20 protein-coding genes are annotated in these 21702 nt (G+C 63.1%); 15 read left to right on the top strand and 5 right to left on the bottom strand.

Going from position 1 to position 21702, the window contains the following annotated elements:
* Window positions 1-3 precede the first annotated feature (3 nt).
* From tsaD to LOM8899_RS06685, 4 genes are read left to right on the top strand one after another with little or no spacing between them, the layout of a single operon-like run.
* Window positions 4-1098, top strand: a complete 1095-nt coding sequence (gene tsaD, locus LOM8899_RS06700; RefSeq protein WP_093991294.1) for a tRNA (adenosine(37)-N6)-threonylcarbamoyltransferase complex transferase subunit TsaD — start codon at window positions 4-6, stop codon at window positions 1096-1098.
* On the top strand, window positions 1095-2057 hold the full coding sequence (locus LOM8899_RS06695; RefSeq protein ID WP_093991293.1) for an NAD(P)H-dependent glycerol-3-phosphate dehydrogenase: 963 nt from the start codon (window positions 1095-1097) through the stop codon (window positions 2055-2057). Before tsaD ends, LOM8899_RS06695 begins: the two co-directional genes overlap by 4 nt.
* A 3-nt stretch (window positions 2058-2060) precedes the next feature.
* Entirely contained in the window at window positions 2061-2480 is a 420-nt protein-coding gene (locus tag LOM8899_RS06690) for an EVE domain-containing protein (RefSeq protein WP_093991292.1), read from the top strand.
* A gap of 42 nt (window positions 2481-2522) precedes the next feature.
* Window positions 2523-2918, top strand: coding sequence for a DUF1761 domain-containing protein (locus tag LOM8899_RS06685; RefSeq protein ID WP_093991291.1), 396 nt, complete (start codon window positions 2523-2525; stop codon window positions 2916-2918).
* Window positions 2919-3152: 234 nt separating this feature from the next.
* On the opposite strand, the gene LOM8899_RS06680 is transcribed toward LOM8899_RS06685, so the two are convergent.
* Window positions 3153-3494, bottom strand: a complete 342-nt coding sequence (locus LOM8899_RS06680) for a DUF2853 family protein (protein WP_093991290.1) — start codon at window positions 3492-3494, stop codon at window positions 3153-3155.
* A gap of 478 nt (window positions 3495-3972) precedes the next feature.
* Window positions 3973-5361, bottom strand: a complete 1389-nt coding sequence (gene ahcY, locus LOM8899_RS06675; RefSeq protein WP_093991289.1) for an adenosylhomocysteinase — start codon at window positions 5359-5361, stop codon at window positions 3973-3975.
* A gap of 175 nt (window positions 5362-5536) precedes the next feature.
* On the opposite strand from ahcY, the gene LOM8899_RS06670 reads away from it, so the two are divergent.
* Both LOM8899_RS06670 and LOM8899_RS06665 read left to right on the top strand, forming a co-directional pair.
* A complete protein-coding gene (locus tag LOM8899_RS06670) occupies window positions 5537-6502 on the top strand; it encodes a glycosyltransferase family 8 protein (RefSeq protein WP_245820455.1) in 966 nt (321 codons plus the stop codon).
* A complete protein-coding gene (locus tag LOM8899_RS06665; RefSeq protein ID WP_093991288.1) occupies window positions 6499-7089 on the top strand; it encodes an HD domain-containing protein in 591 nt (196 codons plus the stop codon). The genes LOM8899_RS06670 and LOM8899_RS06665 overlap by 4 nt, the downstream gene beginning before the upstream one ends.
* Here the strand turns inward: LOM8899_RS06665 and LOM8899_RS23360 are convergent, their stop codons facing one another.
* Window positions 7090-7248 carry a hypothetical protein gene (locus tag LOM8899_RS23360; RefSeq protein WP_168770481.1) on the bottom strand — a complete coding sequence of 53 codons (159 nt, stop codon included), beginning with the start codon at window positions 7246-7248 and terminating at the stop codon, window positions 7090-7092.
* A 105-nt stretch (window positions 7249-7353) separates the two neighbouring features.
* Between LOM8899_RS23360 and LOM8899_RS06660 the strand changes: the two genes are divergently transcribed.
* Both LOM8899_RS06660 and LOM8899_RS06655 read left to right on the top strand, forming a co-directional pair.
* Window positions 7354-8232 (top strand): LysR family transcriptional regulator, encoded by an 879-nt coding sequence (locus tag LOM8899_RS06660; protein WP_093991287.1) that lies wholly within the window; start codon window positions 7354-7356, stop codon window positions 8230-8232.
* A gap of 10 nt (window positions 8233-8242) precedes the next feature.
* Complete coding sequence (locus LOM8899_RS06655) at window positions 8243-8743, top strand: GNAT family N-acetyltransferase (RefSeq protein WP_093991286.1); 501 nt, start codon at window positions 8243-8245, stop codon at window positions 8741-8743.
* On the opposite strand, the gene LOM8899_RS06650 is transcribed toward LOM8899_RS06655, so the two are convergent.
* On the bottom strand, window positions 8740-9291 hold the full coding sequence (locus LOM8899_RS06650; RefSeq protein ID WP_093991285.1) for an ActR/PrrA/RegA family redox response regulator transcription factor: 552 nt from the start codon (window positions 9289-9291) through the stop codon (window positions 8740-8742). The genes LOM8899_RS06655 and LOM8899_RS06650 overlap by 4 nt on opposite strands.
* 58 nt (window positions 9292-9349) lie before the next feature.
* Entirely contained in the window at window positions 9350-9970 is a 621-nt protein-coding gene (locus LOM8899_RS06645; protein WP_211096163.1) for an SCO family protein, read from the bottom strand.
* Window positions 9971-10065: 95 nt separating this feature from the next.
* On the opposite strand from LOM8899_RS06645, the gene regB reads away from it, so the two are divergent.
* The 7 genes from regB to addA all read left to right on the top strand — a co-directional run bounded on the left by regB (window position 10066) and on the right by addA (window position 21621).
* Window positions 10066-11430, top strand: coding sequence for a sensor histidine kinase RegB (gene regB / locus LOM8899_RS06640; protein ID WP_093991283.1), 1365 nt, complete (start codon window positions 10066-10068; stop codon window positions 11428-11430).
* A gap of 239 nt (window positions 11431-11669) precedes the next feature.
* Entirely contained in the window at window positions 11670-13100 is a 1431-nt protein-coding gene (locus tag LOM8899_RS06635; RefSeq protein WP_168770480.1) for a PAS-domain containing protein, read from the top strand.
* A 66-nt stretch (window positions 13101-13166) separates the two neighbouring features.
* A complete protein-coding gene (tsaE, locus tag LOM8899_RS06630; protein WP_093991281.1) occupies window positions 13167-13634 on the top strand; it encodes a tRNA (adenosine(37)-N6)-threonylcarbamoyltransferase complex ATPase subunit type 1 TsaE in 468 nt (155 codons plus the stop codon).
* On the top strand, window positions 13631-14593 hold the full coding sequence (locus tag LOM8899_RS06625) for an aminoglycoside phosphotransferase family protein (RefSeq protein ID WP_168770479.1): 963 nt from the start codon (window positions 13631-13633) through the stop codon (window positions 14591-14593). The genes tsaE and LOM8899_RS06625 overlap by 4 nt, the downstream gene beginning before the upstream one ends.
* Window positions 14590-15285 carry a nucleotidyltransferase family protein gene (locus LOM8899_RS06620; protein WP_093991279.1) on the top strand — a complete coding sequence of 232 codons (696 nt, stop codon included), beginning with the start codon at window positions 14590-14592 and terminating at the stop codon, window positions 15283-15285. Before LOM8899_RS06625 ends, LOM8899_RS06620 begins: the two co-directional genes overlap by 4 nt.
* Window positions 15272-18214 (top strand): double-strand break repair protein AddB, encoded by a 2943-nt coding sequence (addB, locus tag LOM8899_RS06615; protein WP_093991278.1) that lies wholly within the window; start codon window positions 15272-15274, stop codon window positions 18212-18214. Before LOM8899_RS06620 ends, addB begins: the two co-directional genes overlap by 14 nt.
* Window positions 18211-21621 (top strand): double-strand break repair helicase AddA, encoded by a 3411-nt coding sequence (gene addA / locus LOM8899_RS06610; protein ID WP_245820454.1) that lies wholly within the window; start codon window positions 18211-18213, stop codon window positions 21619-21621. The genes addB and addA overlap by 4 nt, the downstream gene beginning before the upstream one ends.
* Window positions 21622-21702: the final 81 nt, after the last annotated feature.

Here is a 21702-nt window from a genome sequence, read left to right as displayed (position 1 = left end):
GACATGTCACAGACGCTCACCTTACTCGGTCTAGAATCAAGCTGCGACGACACCGCCGCCGCCGTCGTGCGTGCGGGACCGGATGGAGCAGTCATTCTGTCCAGTATCGTCGAAGGGCAGACCAGCTTGCACGCGCCCTTTGGCGGGGTGGTTCCCGAAATTGCGGCACGCGCTCATGCCGAGCGGATCGACCATTGCGTCGAGGCTGCGCTGGCGGAGTCCGGCCTGCGGTTGCGCGATCTGGACGGGATCGCGGTGACGGCCGGGCCGGGCCTAATCGGCGGCGTGCTCTCCGGTGTCATGTGCGCCAAGGGGCTGGCGGCTGCGACCGGCCTTCCCCTGATCGGTGTGAACCATCTGGCCGGACATGCGCTGACGCCGCGGCTGACGGATGGGTTGGCGTTTCCCTACCTGATGTTGCTCGTCTCTGGTGGGCATTGCCAGTTCCTGATCGTGGACGGACCGGATGAGTTCCGCCGGATCGGAGGGACGATCGACGATGCGCCGGGCGAGGCCTTTGACAAGACTGCACGGCTCTTGGGTCTGCCTCAGCCCGGTGGGCCTTCTGTCGAACGGTTGGCCACTGAAGGGAACGCCAAACGCTATCCCCTGCCCCGGCCACTCCTCGACAGACCCGGCTGCGACATGTCCTTTTCGGGGCTGAAAACGGCACTACTGCGGGCTCGTGACGCGGTCGTGGCCGAACATGGGGGCCTGCCCTCTCAGGATCGGGCCGACCTCGCCGCCGGGTTTCAGCACGCCGTGACCGATATTCTGATCGAGAAGACGCGCCGGGCGTTGGCGTTGTATCTGGCAGAAGCGCCAACCCAGCCCGCATTCGCGGTCGCAGGCGGGGTCGCCGCGAATACAGCCATTCGGGCCGGGCTAGAGTCGCTTTGCGCTGAAACAGACACTGTTTTCGTGGCTCCGCCGCTCCGGCTTTGCACCGACAACGCCGCGATGATCGCCTATGCCGGAATTGAACGGATGCGGATGGGGTTGATCGATGATCTGACGCTATCGGCCCGGCCGCGCTGGCCGCTCGACACGCATGCACCCACGATCCTCGGGTCTGGCCGCAAAGGAGCCAAGGCATGACAATCGCCGTCGCAGGAGCAGGAGCGTTCGGCACGGCTCTGGCCATCACATTGGCGCGGGCCGGGCGCGACGTAACGATCTGGGGGCGCGACCCCGAGGCGATGGCCGAGGCCCGGCAATCGGGGCGAATGCCACGACTTGCAAAGGCACCCCTGCCCGACACGCTCAAGATCACGGCAGATGCAGCGATCTTTGGCGACGCCCGGGTCGTTCTGCTCGCGGTGCCGGCGCAAAAGCTGGGCGGATTCCTGTCGGATCATGCCACGGCACTGGCGGGCAAACCTCTGGTCGCCTGCTGCAAAGGGATCGACCTCGCGACACTGACAGGCCCCAGCGGCGTGATCGCCCAGCGGGTGTCCAGCGCGACGGCCGCGATCCTCACCGGACCCAGCTTTGCCGACGACATTGCCATAGGACTGCCGACCGCATTGACACTGGCCTGCCGGGACTCTGCCGCCGGAGAAACCCTGCAAGAGCAACTGACCACGCCGACGTTGCGGCTCTACCGAACCACCGACGTCGCCGGAGCAGAGCTCGGTGGAGCCCTCAAGAACGTCATCGCCATCGCCTGCGGAGCCTGCATCGGGGCTGGTTTGGGTCAAAGCGCGCGGGCCGCGCTCATGACCCGGGGTTTTGCGGAAATGGTGCGGATCGCCACGCAATTGGGCGCCGAGGCCGATACATTGGCGGGGTTGTCGGGCTTGGGCGATCTGGCGCTGACCTGCACGTCCGACCTGTCGCGAAACTACCGCTATGGCGTGGCACTCGGACAAGGGCAGAGCTTTGACGCCGGAGTGACGGTCGAGGGCGCGGCCACCGCACTCGCCATGACACAACTCGGTGCGCAACACGGTCTGGACCTTCCGGTGACAACCGTGGTCAACGCGCTGGTCCAAGGGGATCAAACTGTCGCCGAAGCTTTGCAATCGCTGCTGTCACGACCGCTCAAGGAGGAATGACCATTGGCCTATTGGCTGTTCAAATCGGAACCCGACGTTTGGGGCTGGGACGCGCAGGTCGCCAAAGGCGACGCAGGCGAAGAATGGAACGGAGTGCGCAACTACCAGGCCCGCAACAACATGCGGGCGATGGAGTTGGGCGACCTCGGGTTCTTCTATCACTCGCGCACCGGGCTCGAGATCGTGGGGATCGTCGAGGTCTGCGCCCTGTCGCATCCCGACAGCACCACCGACGATCCGCGCTGGGACTGTGTCGATATCAAAGCGGTCCGGCCCATGGTCAAACCCGTCAGCCTCGACCAGATCAAACAAGAGCCTCGTCTGGCCGACATGGTGCTGGTGAAAAACTCGCGGCTGTCGGTACAGCCCGTGACCGATGCCGAATGGCGGGTCGTCTGCGAATTGGGCATGACAGAGCCCTGATCTCTGCGGCATAATGTCTCACAGGTATCCGGGAGGGACATCATGGAACTATTGAGCGTGCTCGTCGCAGCGGCGGGATCATGGGTATTCGGGGCGGTCTGGTATATGACGCTGGCCGAACCCTGGATGGAGGCGGCGGGGATACCCCGCGGGGCCGACGGGAAACCGCAGGGAAACGGCAGTCCGCTGCCCTTCGTGCTTTCGGCGATCTGCATGATCCTCGTGGCCGGAATGATGCGGCACACATTTCAGATGAGCGGGATCGACACCGTGGGGAAAGGGCTTGCCTCCGGGCTTGGAGTCGGGCTGTTTTTCATCGCGCCATGGATCATGATCAACAACGCCTACGGGATGAAGCCATTCAAGCTGACGATCATCGACGGCGGCTACGCCGTGATCGGCTGTGCGATCATCGGGACAATTCTGACGCTGTTCTGATTGTCGAATAAAGGGGGTTCGGGGAGGCGTCGTCGCCTGAAACCTCCCCGATCCACTCACCCACGTACTCCCATACGCGAACCTGATCTATTGAGAGGCCATCCTAGCCTGAACACCTACCTACGAGAGATGAGGGTCGAAGATCAATCCAATTGCTCGACGGAATAGAGTCAAACTGTATGGATTATGTTGTGGCCCACCCTGCTGCGGGCAGACCACAAAAGCGGCAACGGCTTAGCCGTAGACAGCTTCTTTTCCGAAATGCTTGGTCAGCATGTAGTAGACGACCGCACGATACTTGTTGCGCTCGGATTTGCCATAGGTCTCGATGACGCTGTCGATCGCAGCCATCAAATCGTCGCTGTCCTTCAGGCCGAGTTTCTTCATCAAGAAATTGTTCTTGACGGTCTCCAGCTCGGACTTCTGGCTGCCGGCTACGGTCGAGGCATCGGCGTCGTAGATCGACGGGCCGCAACCGATGGTTACTTTGCGCAGCAGGTCCATGTCAGGCTCCATACCGCATTTGTTGCGCAGGTCGTCGGCATATTGCGCGATCAGATCGTCTCGTTTTCCCATATCGTGTTGTCCACCTTTTCTGAGGGCTATCCCCTGTCCCTGCCCGCAGAGCGAGCGTGCCGTAACCTACCCAGAAACATCCCTTCGGATCAAAGGGAAACGGTCGCGGTGTTTCCCACTGCGCGTAAAGCAGCTTGAAACACACCCCGAAAGGCCGCGGCCTTGGTCAGTTTTTCGCACTCGAAACAGGGGCAAATCGGTGGGCGAAAGGCATCCGTAAGCACGGGCATCGGCTCTGACATGCGACGGCAACAATATCAAATCACCACATCAAACCGCGACTCACGCGGCGTTCCGGCCAAACGCATCACCGACAGTGACTGCGTTCGTCTCACCTCCGGGCAGGGCGAAAGCATCCGCATAAATCGAATCGCGTGGCACGGTCATGGGCGCCAAACCCCGGCTCGATACGCAAAACGGAAAACGCCGCACGGCTCGAAACCGCGCGGCGTTTGATCGTTTCGGGAACCGGAAACCGTTAGTAGCGGTAGTGTTCCGGCTTGAACGGGCCCTCGGCGGGCACGCCGATATAGTCGGCCTGCTCTTTGGTCATCTCAGACAGCTTCACACCGATCCGGGCAAGGTGCAGTCTGGCAACCTTTTCGTCGAGATGCTTGGGAAGGATGTAGACGCCGGGCTGATACTCTTCGCCCTTGGTCCAAAGCTCGATCTGTGCAAGCACCTGATTGGTGAACGACGCCGACATCACAAAGGACGGGTGGCCCGTGGCGTTGCCAAGGTTCAGCAGACGGCCCTCGGACAGGAGGATCAGACGATTGCCATTCGGCATCTCGATCATATCCACCTGCTCTTTGATGTTGGTCCATTTGTGGTTCTTGAGCGCAGCGACCTGAATTTCGTTGTCGAAGTGGCCGATGTTGCCCACGATCGCCATGTCTTTCATCTCGCGCATATGCTCGATGCGGATCACGTCCTTGTTGCCGGTGGTGGTGACAAAGATGTCGGCGGTCGAAACAACGTCTTCGAGCGTGGTCACCTGGAAACCGTCCATTGCAGCCTGAAGCGCACAGATCGGATCGACTTCGGTCACGATGACACGGGCGCCGGCCCCTTTAAGGGACGCGGCAGAGCCTTTGCCCACGTCGCCGTAACCCATGACCACGGCAACCTTCCCGGCCATCATGGTGTCGGTGGCGCGACGGATACCGTCGACGAGCGACTCCTTGCAGCCATACTTGTTGTCGAATTTCGACTTGGTGACAGAGTCGTTGACGTTGATCGCGGGGAACGGCAACAGGCCCTTCTTGTGCAGATCATAGAGGCGGTGAACGCCGGTGGTGGTCTCTTCAGACACACCCTTAATCGCGTCGCGGGTCTTGGTGAACCAGCCCGGCGACTCTTTCATGCGCTTGGCGATCTGCTTCTTGATCACCTCTTCTTCCTCAGAGGTCGGCACGGCGATGATGTCTTCGCCAGCTTCGGCACGCGCGCCGAGAAGGACGTAGAGGGTCGCGTCGCCACCGTCGTCGAGGATCATGTTCGCGCCTTCGGGGAACATGAACGACTTGTCGAGGTAATCCCAATGCTCTTCGAGGGTCTGGCCCTTGATCGCAAAGACCGGGACGCCGCTTTCCGCGATGGCCGCAGCCGCGTGGTCTTGGGTCGAGAAGATGTTGCACGACGCCCAGCGCACGTCGGCACCGAGCGCGACAAGCGTTTCGATCAGCACAGCGGTCTGGATCGTCATGTGCAGCGAACCGACGATGCGGGCACCGGCGAGCGGCTTGCTCGTGCCGAATTCCTCGCGCAGCGCCATCAGTCCCGGCATCTCCGTCTCGGCAATATCGAGCTCCTTGCGGCCAAAGGCCGCCAGAGAAATATCCTTGACTATGTAGTCATTTGCCATGTGGCATCACTCCTAGATACAATTCCTTGGGTCATCATTGCCGCGTCAGATAGCATTCCGACAGACATCCGGCAATGCGGCAGCGCGGCAAGCGGGCAAAGATTGAAAATGCGCCACAGCGCGTGATAGCTGTGCCGCACTATGCGGATCGAACCGCCCCGATGGAAAGCCGCCAATGTTGATCACAACACAGTCAGATCGCCCCGCCTCGGCGCGCAGGGCTGTGGCATTCTGCTGTGACGGAAATTACCTGCCCTATGCGCTTTTCGCCGCCAGCCAGATCGCGGCACTGCATCCGGAGCGGGGCTTTGATATCCTGCTGTGCGATACAGCAAAGCTGGCGATCCCAGACACGTTGGGACGGCATGGTTTTCGATCTGTGCAGATCGACACCCAGTCGGTGTTCGACGGGTTCGGCGTCGATGCCCGGCGAACCTCTGCGATGTATCTGCGGCTCGCACTGCCGGACGCACTCGCACAAGACTACGACCGCATCCTGTATCTCGATTCCGATATCTTCGTTCAGAGCGGGTCGCTCTCGTCGCTGCTAGGGGCAAATCTGCATGGCCACGCTCTCGGCGCTGTCCGCGACAACATCCAATGGCGCACACCCAGCCGTATAGCGCCGGAGTTCAAAACGGTCGGCCTCTCCAATGCCCCCTATTTCAATTCAGGTGTGCTGCTCGTCGACGTCGCCGAATGGCAACGACAAGACATCCTGAGCAGAGCCGTCGCCATAGGGCGGGATCACGCCTTGATGCGGCATGACCAGACGCTCCTCAACATCGTGTTGCACCAAAACTGGGCCGAGCTTTCGCCGGTCTGGAATTGGCAATACTCGGCGCAGGCACGGCTCTTCGAGCCGATGATGGACGCGCACATCATCCACTTCATCGGGTCTCGCAAGCCTTGGAAGGATCCGGAAGGCGAGTTGCCCCCGCGGTTCGCTGCCCGGCTCGCGGCCTTCCTGTCGGAACACCTGCCGGGGCACCCAACGATCGGCACCGACCGGTCCCCGGTGCTCGACACCGGCTTGATGCGCAAAATGCTGGTGCGGCACCTGATGAACCTGGGCAAGACCCAGCGCTACTTGTCACGCTTCCCGACCGACACGACCACATACCCGCAGGAACGCCCATGAAACAGCCTCGCGCCTGGCAACGGATGCTTTCTGGCCGCAGGCTCGACCTGTTGGACCCAACGCCGATGGATATCGAGATCGAAGATATCGCACACGGGCTGGCCTTCGTGGCCCGTTGGAATGGACAAACCCGGGGCGATTTCGCGTATTCGGTGGCCGAACATTCGCTCTTGGTCGAAACGCTCTTCGGCCGCATCGCTCCAAAAGCACCCGTCCGGTGGCAATTGGCAGCGCTGCTCCACGATGCGCCGGAATACGTAATCGGCGACATGATCTCCCCGGTGAAGGCGGCGGTCGGACCCGGATACGGTGCGCTCGACGACAGACTGGCGGCCGCCATCCACCTGCGCTTCGGGTTGCCGGCCGAGGTGCCCAAGACGATCAAGCGGCAGATCAAGAAGGCCGACAAGATCAGTGCCTGGCTGGAGGCCGTACAGATCGCCGGCTTCGCCACCGCGGAGGCGGACAAGTTCTTTGGTGCGCCTGACGCCAACCTGATCGACGGGCTCGAGATCCGCTTGCGGCCTCCAGCCGACGTCCGGGCGGAATTTACCGCCCGGCACTATGCCCTGTTATCACAGCTCTGATCACCTCGGCAGATCGCGCAAGGTTGGCGCGGTTTTGGCGGCATGTGTGTCGGTTCTGCGATGACCGGGAGTATAGCGATCCGCCCAACGATGCTCCGGCAATGGAGTTGCGCGGCGGCGGATCGCGACGTTAAGCGCGTCTCCTAGAATTGTAAGCATGGTATTCTCCTTTTCGACGTGACGATGCCATACTGATAAGGGTGTTGCGTCACTCAGGCGACTCTGGAAGAATGTGAACATGTAACCTCAGATTACAGGTTGACGATGGACTGGCGCGCGCTTCCCTCACTCTCTTCCCTGCGGGCCTTCGAGGCGGCTTCGCGGCTTCGGTCGTTCTCGGCCGCCGGGCGCGAGCTGAATGTGACGCACGCGGCCATCGCGCAGCAGGTGCGTGCGCTCGAGGCAGAACTCGGGCTGAGCCTCGCTTTCCGCGAAGGGCGGGGGCTCGGGCTGACCGCCGAGGGGCAGGCCCTTTCCAACGGGCTTCGCGACGGGTTCGGCACGATCCAGACAACGATCTCTGATCTGACAGAGGCGCAGGCCGGCCGGCCAATTCGCCTTTCTATGACGCCGAGCTTTGCCAATCGCTGGCTGATGCCCCGGCTCGGAGAGTTCTGGAAACAGCATCCGGATATCCCGCTGTCTTTGCACCCCGAACGGAATATCGTGGACTTGCGGCGTGATGGCCGCGACATCGCGATACGCTGCGGCAGGGGCGACTGGCCGGGCGTCGACGCACAGATGCTGATGCCCACCGGATACAGCGTGATGGCCACACCCTCCCTGATGAAGGGGCGGAAGTCTCTCAGCGTGCAAGAAATGTCGGTCATGCCGTGGCTCGCAGAAGACGACTGGCCAGAGCAATTTGCGTGGCTGCGCAATGCCGGGCTCGATCCCGACACCCTGCCCATCAGCCGAGTGGAAACCGAAGAACTGGCCCGCGCCGGGGCGCGCGCAGGATATGGTCTGCACATCGAAATCGCGGCCCTTTGCAAGGAAGAGCTGGAAGACGGCCGGCTCGTCGAGGCATTCACCTCGAATGAGCCGGGGTTTGGCTATTACATCGTCACCCGCCCCGGCGTTCACAAACCGGCCTTGCGAAGCCTCGTCAGGTGGCTAAAGTCCGTCGTTGATAGAATTTGACAGGTATCGAATGACGGTCATCACACGCCCCGGCACGTCGGCAGACGCAAAGGCGCTCGTCGGGATCATCAACCCGATCATCGGCGCCGGCGGAACGACTGCGCACCAGACGCCCTTCGATGAGGCGCGGATCACCCGGCACTACATCGCGCCGGAGCAGATCATCAGGTGCACGGTGGCAGAGCTGAACGGCAAGGTTTCAGGGTTTCAAACACTCATGTGGCCAGACGAGGAAGGCGACAGCTTTCCCGAGGGCTGGGCGATCATCGCCAGTTTCGTGGCGCAAGAGGCGGCAGGCAACGGCATCGGCAGGGCGCTGTTCGAGGCAACGAAAGTCGCGGCGCTTGCGGCGGGGGTCACCACCATCGATGCCACGATCAGAGCCGACAACGCCGGCGGGCTTGCCTATTATTCAAGTCTCGGCTTTGTCGACTACGAAGTGCTCGCCGCCGTGCCACTCCGCGACGGCACCCTGGTCGACCGGGTGCGCAAACGGCTCGATCTGGACTAACGCGGGCTGCGCTTGGCCAGAATGCGCTGCAAGGTGCGGCGATGCATGTTGAGGCGTCGGGCCGTTTCGGACACGTTCCTGTCGCACAACTCGAAAACCCGCTGAATATGCTCCCAGCGAACGCGGTCGGCGCTCATCGGATTTTCCGGCGGCGGCGGCAGGGCGTCGGCATTCGCGAGCAGAGCGTTGGTCACGTCGGTCGCGTCGGCGGGCTTTGACAGGTAATCGGTGGCCCCGATCTTTACCGCAGCAACCGCCGTGGCAATTGCGCCATACCCCGTCAGCACGACGATGCGGCTATCGGGGCGGCGTTCGCGGAGCGCCTCGACCACGTCGAGACCGTTGCCGTCGGTCAACCGCAGATCGACGACGGCATAGGCAGGTGGGCGGGCGGTGGCGATGGCCTTTCCGGCGGCCACGCTATCGGCCATCTCGACCGTGAAGCCCCGTTTCTCCATCGCCTTTCCGAGACGACGCAGAAACGCCTCGTCATCGTCAACAAGAAGGAGGGAAGGATCGTCGCCGATCTCTATCGCGGTGTCTTCCACTGTTTTGCCTTTCGTTCATGTGACCAAGAGGTAGTCCGGTCACCCCTTGCGGTCAATTTTATGACGCAGCGGCAAAACAGGCGACACGGGCGGCCACGTCCTCTGGAGTGTCTTCCCGGCGAATGTAGTCGACAAAGCCATACTCTGGCAAAACAATATAACTGAAGGTGGAGTGATCCATCAGGTAGAATTCATCCTCGCCCTCACCGCGACGGTAATAGGTGCGATAGGCGCGCGACGCGGCGGCCACCTGCTCGTCCGATCCGGTCAGGCCGATCATCTTGTCGTGAAAGTTGTCGGCAAAGCGGCCCACGACCTCCGGAGTGTCACGCTCCGGGTCGATCGAAATAAAGATCGGAGTGGCCGAGATGCCTTCGTTCGCCAACACGTCGACGGCCTGCGCATTCCGCATCGTGTCCAGCGGGCAGACATCGGGGCAGAAGGTATAGCCGAAATACAGGATCGACGGCTCGGTGATGACATCCTGATCGGTCACGGTCTGACCGGCCTCGTCGATCAATGTGAACGGCCCGCCAATGGCATCGCCGGCAACCGCGCCGCCGCGACACTGTGCAAAGGCATCTTCGCCTGATGGCGTCATCAGGGCCGTGGCCAAATAGGTGCCGCCCAGCGCGACCACAACGACGCCCGCTGCGATATAGGCTACGGTCTTATCCATCACTGCACTCCTCACGTTCAATTGGGCGCATTGATCGGATACCGGCCCGGAAATAACAATGGGGCGGACTGACACATCTTTGGGATCGGACAGCCATGACAAACAGTGACTATGATCTGTTCGAAGACCAACATCGGAGCAACTGGATCAGATTGCGGACGCTCGTCACCCTGCGGTGGGTGGCGATTGCCGGACAGATGGTGGCTGTCTGTGCTGCGCTCTTTCTGTTCGAACTGCAATTCGAAGTCGGCCTGACCATCGTCGCCGTCGGCGCCTCTGTCGTGGCCAACCTGTTCTTTACCTCGCTCTACCCCGAGAATCGGCGGCTGTCCGAACCCGAAGCGACAATGATGCTGGTGTTCGACATCCTGCAACTCGGGGTCCTGCTGTTCCTGACAGGCGGGCTCTACAATCCGTTCGCTCTGCTGCTGCTTGGCCCGGTCACGATCGCCGCCACGGTCCTGCATTTGCGGAGCACCTTTCTTCTGGGTGCGCTGACCGTCGTGTTGATCACCTTCCTCGCTCAATGGAGCCTGCCGCTGATTGACCTCGACGGTGTCGCGCTTGCCCTGCCAAGGCTGTTTCTGTTCGGTTTCTGGGTGGCGCTGGTGACGGGGGTCGTCTTCCTCTCGATCTATGCACGGCAAGTGACGACGGAGATGAACCTGATGCGCGACGCGCTGGCGGCCACGCAGATGGCACTGTCGCGCGAACAAAAGCTCACCGATCTCGGCGGCGTCGTCGCGGCCGCGGCGCACGAATTCGGCACGCCACTGGCGACGATCAAACTGGTGGCGAGCGAACTCAGCGATGAATTGGAAGGGCAGCCCGAATTGCGCGACGACGTCATCCTGATCGGCGAACAGGCGGACAGGTGTCGCGACATCCTGCGCTCCATGGGTCGGGCCGGCAAAGAGGATCTCCATCTAAGGCACGCGCCGGTCGAAACGGTCGTGCGCGAGGCCGCCGAGCCGCATACCGACAGAGGCAAGTCCGTGGAGCTCATGGTCCGGCCCACCGGCGCTGCCGATCCGCGCCAGCCAATCATCCTCCGACGGCCCGAGATCATTCACGGGCTGCGCAATCTGATCCAGAACGCCGTCGACTTCGCCAAGCAATCCGTCGAGATAGAGTCGACCTGGACGGACAGCCACATCATCGTGCGGATCAAGGACGACGGAAGGGGCTTTCCGCAGTCGGTGATCGGGCGGATCGGTGATCCCTTCGTGCGGCGGCGCAGCGGCTTCGAAGACAGGGTCAGCCGGCCCGGATATGACGGAATGGGGCTCGGGCTGTTCATAGCAAAGACCTTGCTCGAGCGTTCCGGCGCGAAACTGACTTTCGCCAACGGCGGCCGGGACGAATCCGTCGGTGCTATCGTCGTGGTTGAATGGCCGCGATCCATGCTGGAATCGCAATCGCTCGCGCCATTAGGTGAAAATTTACCCATAGAAGCCTGAAAGATTTGGTTTCCCCGGCCCAATGACGGCCAATTAACAATGAATTAACGATTAACGTTTTACGAAGGAATCCTATCTAGGAGAATTCGATCATGTTGTCGTCGATCTCGCCTATAAGTTTAGTATTCTTAACGATTATTGCGGTTCTATCCGCAGCATTGGTTGTCTCCATCATTCTCGAATGGTCGCGCCCACGACGCACGGCCGCGCTGGCGGATCAATTTGATCAGCCGCGAGCGATGTTCCTGTTTCAATCGAAAACTCTGATCGACGCGACGCCTCTGGGGCGCAACCTGCTGCGAAAGGCGCCAGACAATGGCGCCGAATGGGAAAAGCTGGTCGATCTACTGGCCGCGAAGTTCCCCGATGTCAGGGCAGCGGTTCGCAGCGGCGAAACGAATGGGCTGTTTCACAGCCCCGACCCGGACGACGACAGCTTTATCGAGATCGAAAGCTGGGGTGACAAGATCAGGGTCACGCTGCACGAGGCCCAGATGCACAAGGGCCCGGTCCACCCGCTCGCCATCACCGCGATGGAGGACGAGCTCAAAACCCTGCGTGAAATCAGCGAGCACGCGCCACAACTGATGTGGAAGGAAGACAGCAGCCATTCGGTCACCTGGGCAAACAAGGCCTATCTCGCCCTTGCCGACAGGGTCGAACCCAATGCCGGAACCTGGCCTCCGAAGCGGATCTTCGAAACCATCGGTCAGGATCCGGACGGGCAAACCCGGCGGCAGAAAGTCGAAGTCGACGGCGCGCCATCGCTCGAATGGTTCGACGTGGTCAGCCTGCCGCAAAGTGACGGCACCCTGCATTTCGCCACCGATGCCGGCACGGCTGTCGAGGCCGAAGAGCAGGCGCGAAAATTCGTCCAGACGCTGACAAAGACGTTTGCGCAGCTCTCCATCGGTCTCGCGATATTCGACAAGCAGCGGCGCCTCGTCATGTTCAACCCGGCCCTGCTGGATCTGACCGGGCTGCCGGTCGGATTTCTCAGCAGCCGGCCTTTGATCCATTCCGTGCTGGACAGGTTGCGGGATCGCAACATGCTGCCGGAGCCGACCAACTACAAGAATTGGCGCGAGCAGGTCTCGGCGCTTGAAACCGCCGCCGCCGCCGGCACCTATTGCGAAAATTGGTATCTTCCCGGCGGTCAAACCTACCGTGTCACAGGGCGGCCGCACCCTGACGGCGCGATCGCATTCACCTTCGAGGATATCACCGCCGAGATCTCGCTCACCCGGCACTTCCGGTCGAAACTCGAAACCTCACAAGGCGTGATCGAGGCAATGGACGAAGCAATCGCAGTCTTCTCCGCCACCGGCACTCTACAGATGAACAATGCTGCCTATGCCGCCTTCTGGGGCCAGTCCGCCGAGGGCATAGCCGAGATCAACCTGCACGACGAACTCAGCCGCTGGAAGGAACTCACCGCGCCGTCGAACCTCTGGCAATCCGTGACCAAGCTTCCCCTCGCCGGCCAGACGCGGCTTGCCCATCAAGAGACTTTGCGGATGACGGATGGCCGCCCCGCCCGGTGCCGGGTCGTGCCTTTGAATGGCGGCGCAACTATGGTGGCCTTCAAGATCATCTCGGAATCCAAGGATCCAAGCGACAAGGAACACGAGTACGCGGACCTGCCGGTGCTGACCTACCGCAGCGCCTGACGACTGTCGGGCAACGGGCTGTCACTTTGCCCTTGCAGGCCCGGAACTGCCGCCTAGTCTGGCGGGATGAACGCAGCGGACGAAACCATTTTCCTGCCCACAGAGGCTGACACGCAGGCCCTGGCCGCTCGATTGGCCGAGGTGCTGCACCCGGGCGACGTGATCCTGCTCTCGGGGCCGATCGGCGCCGGCAAATCCGCGCTGGCGCGGGCGCTGATCCGGGCGCGATTGAACAACCCGAACGAGGACGTACCTTCACCCACCTTCACGTTGGTCCAGACCTACGAGCACCCTTCGGGCGATATCTGGCACTGCGATCTCTATCGGCTCGGCCATCCCGACGAGGTCTTTGAGCTGGGGTTGGACGACGCCTTCGACACCGCGATCTGTCTGATCGAATGGCCAGACCGGCTGGGCAGCCTGCAGCCCAAGGGTGCCCTGACGATAGAAATGGCCGCTGGTGACGGCGGACACTCCGCCCGGGTCTCGGGCCCCGAGGCCTGGCAAAGCAGGCTAGGCGCGGTGCTGGCGTGACGACATTGCCGAGCAAGACCGCTTTCCTGGCGCCGACCCCCTGCGCGCACTGGCAGATCCAGCCCCTGGCCGGTGACGCCTCGACGCGATCCTACGACCGGCTGACCGGGCCGGACGGCCAGACCGCCATCCTGATGGTCGCCGGCCCAGACGCGGCGACATCCGTCCCGCCCTTCGTGGCCATCGCACAGCACCTCACCAAGCTCGGCCTCTGCGCCCCGACCATCCTCGCACAGACGGATGAACCGGGATACCTGTTGCTCAGCGACCTCGGTCGCACCGACATCGCGCAACATCTGGCCGCGCGGCCGGATGACGAACACGCACTCTACAGCGCCGCGATCGACGTGCTGCTCGCCCTGCACAACTCAAGCCCGCCAGAGGGATTGACCCGGCTCACTTCCGAACTCGGCGCTCAAATGCTCGACCCCCTGTTCGAGTGGTTCGCGCCAGCGACGCCCAGCGCCCAACGGCAGCGCATCGAGGCCAGCATCACGACTGGCCTCGCCGAACATGCAGGGCCCGCCAACACCCTGTCGCTGCGCGATTTCCACGCCGAGAACCTGATCTGGCGGCCGCATCTGACGGGCACAGACCGGATCGGGCTCCTTGATTTCCAAGACGCGTTCATCGCCCCCTCCGCCTATGATCTGGTCTCGCTGCTGCGCGATGCCCGCAGGAATGTCTCCGACGGCACCCGCCGCGCCGCAATCGCGCAGTTCGCGCGCGGCATTGGGCAGGACGCCGCAGATGTCGAAGCCGCCTGCGCGATCCTAGGGCTCCAGCGCAACCTGCGGATCCTCGGGATCTTTGCCCGACTGGCCAAACGGGACGGCAAGGCGCACTACACCGCCCTGATTCCACGGGTCCTCGGGCATATCCGAGCCGATCTTGAGCATCCCGCAGCGCAAGATCTCCGCGCCACGCTTGCGCCCGCTCTGGACACCACAGCCGCATGACACCAACCTCGATCATGATCTTTGCCGCAGGCAAAGGCACCCGGATGGCAGCACTCACCAAGGACCGGCCAAAGCCGATGATCCCCGTGGCCGGCAAACCGCTCATCGACCACGCGCTCGACCTGACCACGGCGATCCGCCCGTTGCACCGCGTAGTCAACCTGCACTACTTCGGAGACATGCTGCGCGACCACCTGAAGGGCGAGCCCAACCTCACCTTCTCGGACGAAAGCGACCAGCTTCTGGAGACCGGCGGCGGGATGAAACGGGCGATGCCCCTGCTCGGCCCCGACCCGGTCTTCGCACTCAACAGTGATGCCGTCTGGAAAGGGCCAAATCCGCTCGAAGTGCTCGCCAACGCATGGGATCCGTCGCGCATGGAAGGCCTCGTCCTGCTGGTCCGGCCGGAAAACGCCCGCGGGCACAAGTTCGTCAGCGGCTTTGCCACCGACGCGGCGGGCCGTATCTCGCGCGGGCTCAGCTACATGTATCCCGGTGCGCAAATCCTGCGCACAGACGATCTCGGCCAGATCTCCGATCAGGCATTCTCCCTGAATCTGTTGTGGGACATACTGATCGAACGGGGCACGCTCTACGGGGTGCTCTACGACGGCCTTTGGTGCGATGTCGGACAGCCCGACAATATCCAGATTGCCGAAGACATGTTGCGGGGTAACGATGCTATTCTCTGATACCGAAACACCCCGGCTCTTTGGCCTCCCGCCCGGCGCAGACTTTGCCCAAGCCCTGGTCGACGGGCTGATCGGCCAGATGCAAGACCCCGCGCCCGAGGCGCTTGGCCGTGTCACCCTGTTCGTCAACACCCGCCGGATGCAGCGCCGCATCCGCGAGGTGTTCGACGCAGGACCAGCCCGCATCCTGCCGCGCATCCGCCTGATCACCGACCTGTCGCGAGATCCGGCGGCCAGCGATCTGCCTCCCGCGATCTCGCCCCTGCGGCGACGGCTCGAACTGTCGCAACTGGTCGCCGGCCTGCTCGACCGGACCGAAGGTCTGGCCCCCCGCGCGGCTCTCTATGATCTTGCCGACAGCCTTGCCCGGCTGATGGACGAGATGCAGGGTGAGGGCGTGACGCCCGCCGACATCGCCGCGCTCGACGTCACCGATCAATCAGGGCATTGGGCGCGGTCGCTCGAATTCCTCACCATCGTGCAGAAATTCTTCGGCGGCTCCGATGAGGCGCCCGATCCAGAGCGCCGGCAAAGGGCGATCATCGAACGGCTCATCACACGCTGGCGGACCGAGCCTCCGAAAGACCCGATTATCGTTGCGGGCTCGACCGGGTCACGCGGCGCGACCGCGCTGCTGATCGAGGCCGTGGCAAAGCTACCGCAAGGGGCTGTGATCCTGCCAGGCTATGATTTCGACATGCCCGCCCCAGTGTGGGAACGGCTCGACGACGCGCTTACCGGCGAGGATCACCCGCAATTCCGGTTCCGCAAGCTGATGCAGGCATTGGACCTGACGCCGAGCGACATCCGGGCGTGGCCCTCCGCGCCGCCGCCCTCGCCCGCCCGCAACAAGCTGATCTCGCTGTCGCTGCGACCGGCGCCCGTCACCGATCAGTGGCACTCCGAAGGGCCAAGCCTCGGCCATTTGCCCGACGCTACCAAAGGGCTGACGCTGCTTGAGGCGCCCTCCCCCCGGATCGAGGCCGAGGCCATCGCCCTGCGCCTGCGTCACGCGGTGGAACAGGGGATCACCGCCGCGCTGATCACGCCGGATCGGGGACTCACCCGGCAAGTCGCCGCGGCGCTCGACCGGTGGGAGATCACGCCCGACGACAGCGCCGGCATGCCCTTGCCGCTCTCGCCACCCGGCCGGATGTTGCGGCAGGTGGGCAACGCCATCGGGGAACGGCTCACCTCAGAGCCGATCCTGTCGATCCTCAAGCACCCGCTGTGCAACACCGCCGACCGGGGTAAGCATGTGCTGAGGACGCACGATCTGGAGCTCTATCTGCGGCGCAAAGGTGTGGCTTTTCCCACTGCGGAAACGATGCATGCCTTCGCCGAATCCACGGATACCAAGGCCGAGGACCGGCGCCCTTGGGCGGCGTGGCTGGCCGGACTGCTCGACCGGCTCGCCAACACCGGCACCCTGCCCTTGGCCGAGCATCTGGCGCAGCACATCGGCATCACCGAGGCGTTCTGTGCCGGGCCAGACACGCCCGGCAGCGGTGAGCTCTGGGAAGAAGCCGCCGGCCGCAAGGCCCGCGCACTCTGCGACGACCTGATTTTCCACGCCGACGCGGGCGGCGACCTCACCGTGCAGGACTACAACGCGCTGTTCTACGGCGTCCTCTCGACGGGAGAAGTGCGCGACCGCGACGCGGGCCATCCACAGGTCTTGATCTGGGGGACGCTGGAGGCGCGAGTGCAGGGCGCTGACCTGATGATCCTTGCCGGCTTGAACGAAGGGACATGGCCGGAATCGCCCGCTCCAGACCCTTGGCTGAACCGGACGATGCGGCGTGATGCGGGTCTGTTATTGCCCGAACGGCGCATTGGACTCTCCGCGCACGACTATATGCAGGCGGTCGCCGGGGCTGAAGTCTGGATCACCCGGTCGATCCGCTCCGACGACGCCGATACGGTCGCCTCGCGGTGGATAAACCGGCTGACGAACCTCATGGCGGGCCTGCCAGAGCAGCACGGGCCAGAGGCTCTGACCGCGATGCGCAACCGCGCCGCCCCGTGGATTGCCGGCGCGATTGCGCAGTCCGACGCCGACCGCGTCGACCCGGCCATCCGACCCTCGCCCCGGCCACCGGTCGAGTCTCGGCCCAAGGAACTGCCGGTGACGGCAATCGGCACGCTGACCCGCGATCCCTACAGCATCTACGCCCGCTACATTTTGAGGCTACGCGCTCTCGACGGTCTGAGCCAAGAACCTGACGCCCCACTGCGCGGCACAGTGCTGCACAAGGTGTTCGAAGCGTTCCTCAAGTTGAAACTGCCCCCCGATCACGCCGAGGCCGAGGCCACGCTACTGCGCGTCGCCGGCGAGGTGCTCGACGCCGAATGCCCTTGGCCCACCGTGCGCTATCTCTGGCGGGCGCGGATCGGGCGGGTTGCCGACTGGTTCCTGACGACCGAGGTCGCCCGCCAAGCGCAAGGCACGCCCGAGCTTTTCGAGAAAAAGGGAGAGGCCAAGATGGCCGATCTCGATTTCACACTGACGGCCAAGGCCGACCGGATCGACATCGCCGCCGACGGCAGCGCGCTGATCTACGACTACAAGACCGGCGCGCCGCCCAGCATCAAAGAGCAGCTGGCGTTTGAGAAACAACTGTTGCTCACCGCCGCGCTGGTCGAAGAAGGCGGTTTCAAGGACATCGGTCCCAGCGCCGTGCAGGGCGCCGCATATATCGGACTTGGCAGCACTCCAAATCAGATCCCTGCGCCGCTGGATCAAGTGCCCCCGGAAGACATCTGGAACGAACTGCGCGATCTGGTGCGGCTCTGGTCGATGCCGTCGCAGGGATATTCGGCTCTATTCCGGCCCAAACTCGTCAAATACGAGGGCGATTACGATCACCTGTCGCGGCGGGGCGAATGGGATCTCTCGACCAAATTCACCCACGAGGACGTGCCATGATCCAGCGCAACGACGCCACGCTGGCGCAAGTCCTCGCCGCGGACCCACGGACTTCCACCTGGCTCTCGGCCAATGCCGGATCGGGCAAAACCCGTGTGCTGACCGACCGCGTCGCGCGGCTTTTGTTCGACGAGGTCGAGCCGCAAAACATTCTCTGCCTGACCTACACGAAGGCCGCCGCAAGCGAGATGCAGAACCGGCTGTTTGGCCGGTTGGGCGAGTGGGCCATGATGAGTGCGGACCAGCTTCGGCAGCAACTGCTGGAGCTTGGGGTCGAGGGCGATCTGACGCCCGACCGGCTGCGCCGCGCCCGCACCCTCTTCGCCCGCGCCATCGAAACCCCCGGCGGACTGCGGATCCAGACGATTCACTCGTTCTGCGCCGGTCTCCTGCGTCGATTCCCGCTAGAAGCCGGGGTCAGCCCGCAATTCACGGAGATGGAGGATCGCACCGCGGCGCTGCTGCGGGCAGACGTTGCCGATAGCATCGCGCTCGACCGAAAGGCTCTGATCACCGGCGTCGCGGCACACATGTCGGGCGACGATTTCGACCCGCTGCTTCAGGCCATCGCCGGGCAGCGCGAAGTCTTTTCCAGACCACTCGACGAGGCCGCGCTGCGCGACGTGCTCGACCTGCCGCCGGCGCTGACCATCGATACGCTCATCGACCAGACCATCGGACCGGACGACCTCAAGATGCTGCACGCCATTGCGGCACTTTGCGCGGTGGGTTCTTCCAACGACGTCAAGGCCGCGGCCAAGCTTCAGACGCTGCCGAAAACCGGCCCGCTCGGTGCCGATCACCTCTCACTTCTCGAAGGTGTATTGCTCACCGGGCCAAAGGCAAAAGAGCCGTTTTCCGCAAAGATAGGGTCTTTCCCGACCAAAGCGACGCAAAGCAAAGCCGCCGACCTGATGGATGATCTGAGCGATCTGATGAGCCGGGTAGAGGAAGCACGGCCCTTGCGGCTGGGCCTTGGGGCGCTCGCCCGGACGCAGGCGCTCTATGCCTTCGCCACCGAGTTTACCGCCCGCTACGACGCCGCCAAGCTGGCGCGCGGTTTTCTCGACTACGACGATCTGATCCTCAAGGCGCGCGGCCTGTTGCTCGATCCGGCGGTCGCGCAATGGGTCTTGTTCCGGCTCGACGGCGGGATCGACCACATTCTTGTGGACGAGGCGCAGGACACCAGCCCGACGCAATGGGACGTGATCCGCAGCCTGACGCAAGAATTCACCGCCGGGGTCGGTGCGCGGACAGACCGGGCACGGACGATCTTTGTGGTGGGCGACAAGAAGCAGTCGATCTACTCCTTCCAAGGGGCCGACCCCGAAGGCTTTGACAGGATGCGCGAGCACTTCCGCAGCGCCCTGACCGAGATCGACGCCCCATTCGAGCAGCGTGAGTTGCTGCATTCGTTCAGGTCCGCCTTCGATATCCTGCGCGCCGTCGATCAGACGTTCCTCGGTCCACAGCTTGACGGGCTGGGGCCGGACGCCGTCCGGCACGAAGCCTTCCACGAGGCCCTGCCCGGGCGGGTCGATCTCTGGCCGCCCCTAATGGCTGACGACGAAGACAAGGACGATGGCCATTGGACCGAGCCGGTCGACAAGGTCAGCAGCGATCACGAAAAGGTCCAACTCGCCAACCACATCGCGGCGAGCATCAAGCGGATGATCCGCGAAGAGACGCTGCCCATGCCCGGCAAGAACGGCGGTCCAGTCACGCGACGCAGGATCACGGCAGGCGATTTCCTGATCCTCGTGCGGGGACGAGGCGAGAAGCAATCCGTCTCTATCTTTGCCGAAGTCATCCGCGCCTGCAAAGAAGCCGGGCTTCCCATCGCCGGGGCCGACCGAGTTCGGCTCGGCGCGGAGCTTGCGGTCAAGGACATCGTGGCCCTGCTGCGGTTTCTGGCGCTGGCCGAGGACGATCTGTCGCTCGCCTGCGCGTTGCGTTCGCCGCTCTTTGGCTGGACAGAGCAGCAAATCTACGCCCTCGCCCAGCCCCGCAAAGGCTATTTGTGGGAGGCTCTTCGTGACCAAGCCGACGACCATCCCGACACGATGGAAATCCTCAACGACCTGCGCGGCAAGGCGGACTTTCTTCGGCCCTACGACCTGATCAACCGTATTCTGACGCGGCATGACGGGCGTCGGCGATTGCTCGCGCGTCTTGGCCCAGAATCCGAGGACGGGATCGACGCCCTTTTGTCACAAGCTCTGGGCTACGAGAAAGCCGAGGTGCCGGGGCTGACCGGCTTTCTCGAATGGCTCGGCTCGGGCGAGCTGGACATCAAACGGCAGATCGGAGCCGCCGAAGACAAGATCAGGGTGATGACGGTGCACGGCGCCAAGGGGCTGGAAGCGCCCATCGTGATCCTGCCCGACACCGCCAAGAACAGGATGGACGGCCAAATCCGCAACGTGCTCTACCCGGCGGACGGCCAAACGATCTGGGCCGGTCCCGCCGACGACATGCCGCCCGCCGTTCAGGCGCTCAAGGACGATCTCAAGGCCGCCCAGATGCGAGAGATCAGGCGCTTGCTCTATGTCGCGATGACCCGGGCGGAAACCTGGCTCATCGTCTGCGCGGCGGGCGAGGTCGGGGACGGCGACGACAGCTGGCACGCCATGGTCAGTGACGGGCTCGCGCACACCGGCCACCACGAAATCGCCTGTCCCACTGGGATCGGCCAACGGCTTTCGGATCGGGATTGGAATGGGGGCGAGCTGGTCGCCGTCACGGCCGAGCCTACCGACCATAGCACCACCGCGCCGGACCCCTTGGGCAAGATCCTCCCAACGGTCGTCAAGCCGCGCACCGTCTCGCCGTCCGAACTGGGTGGGGCGAAAGTCCTGCCCGGCGACACACCGCCCGAGGATGAAGACGACGCCAAGGCGCGCGGCACACTGATTCACCTACTGCTGGAGCATCTGCCCAACATCGGCGCGCAGGATCGGCTGACCTATGGGCAACAGCTCGTGCGATCGGTCGAAGAGGCCGCCGGTCTTTCCGATCTCGACACTGTGATCACCGATACGGCCCGGTTGATCGACAGCCCTGCCCTAGCGCCTATTTTTGCGGCAGACGCGCTGACGGAGGTCGACGTGACGGCGCAAGTCTCCGGTTTTCCGGCGCGACTACACGGCGCAATCGACCGGCTGATCGTGACGGACACGACGGTGCAGGCCATTGATTACAAATCCAATCGGCTGGTGCCTGACGATCCAGACAAGGTGCCGGAAGGGCTCTTGCGGCAGATGGGGGCCTATCACGCCATGCTGGCCGAAATCTGGCCCGACAAGCAGATCGACGTCGCCATTCTATGGACGGCGACCGGGCAAATCATGACATTACCGCCAGATTTGATGATCGCAGCACTCAAGCGTGCCACCCTGCCTTGACCTATCTTGGGTGCGACCATAGGTTCCGATCCCAGATGATGTGTCCCGGGCAAGTCGATTGCCCATCCGCTTAGGAGAACC

The sequence above is a fragment of the Flavimaricola marinus genome, from assembly GCF_900184895.1.
GTDB classification, from domain to species: Bacteria; Pseudomonadota; Alphaproteobacteria; order Rhodobacterales; family Rhodobacteraceae; genus Flavimaricola; species Flavimaricola marinus.
This window is presented reverse-complemented; position numbering and strand designations above follow the sequence as displayed.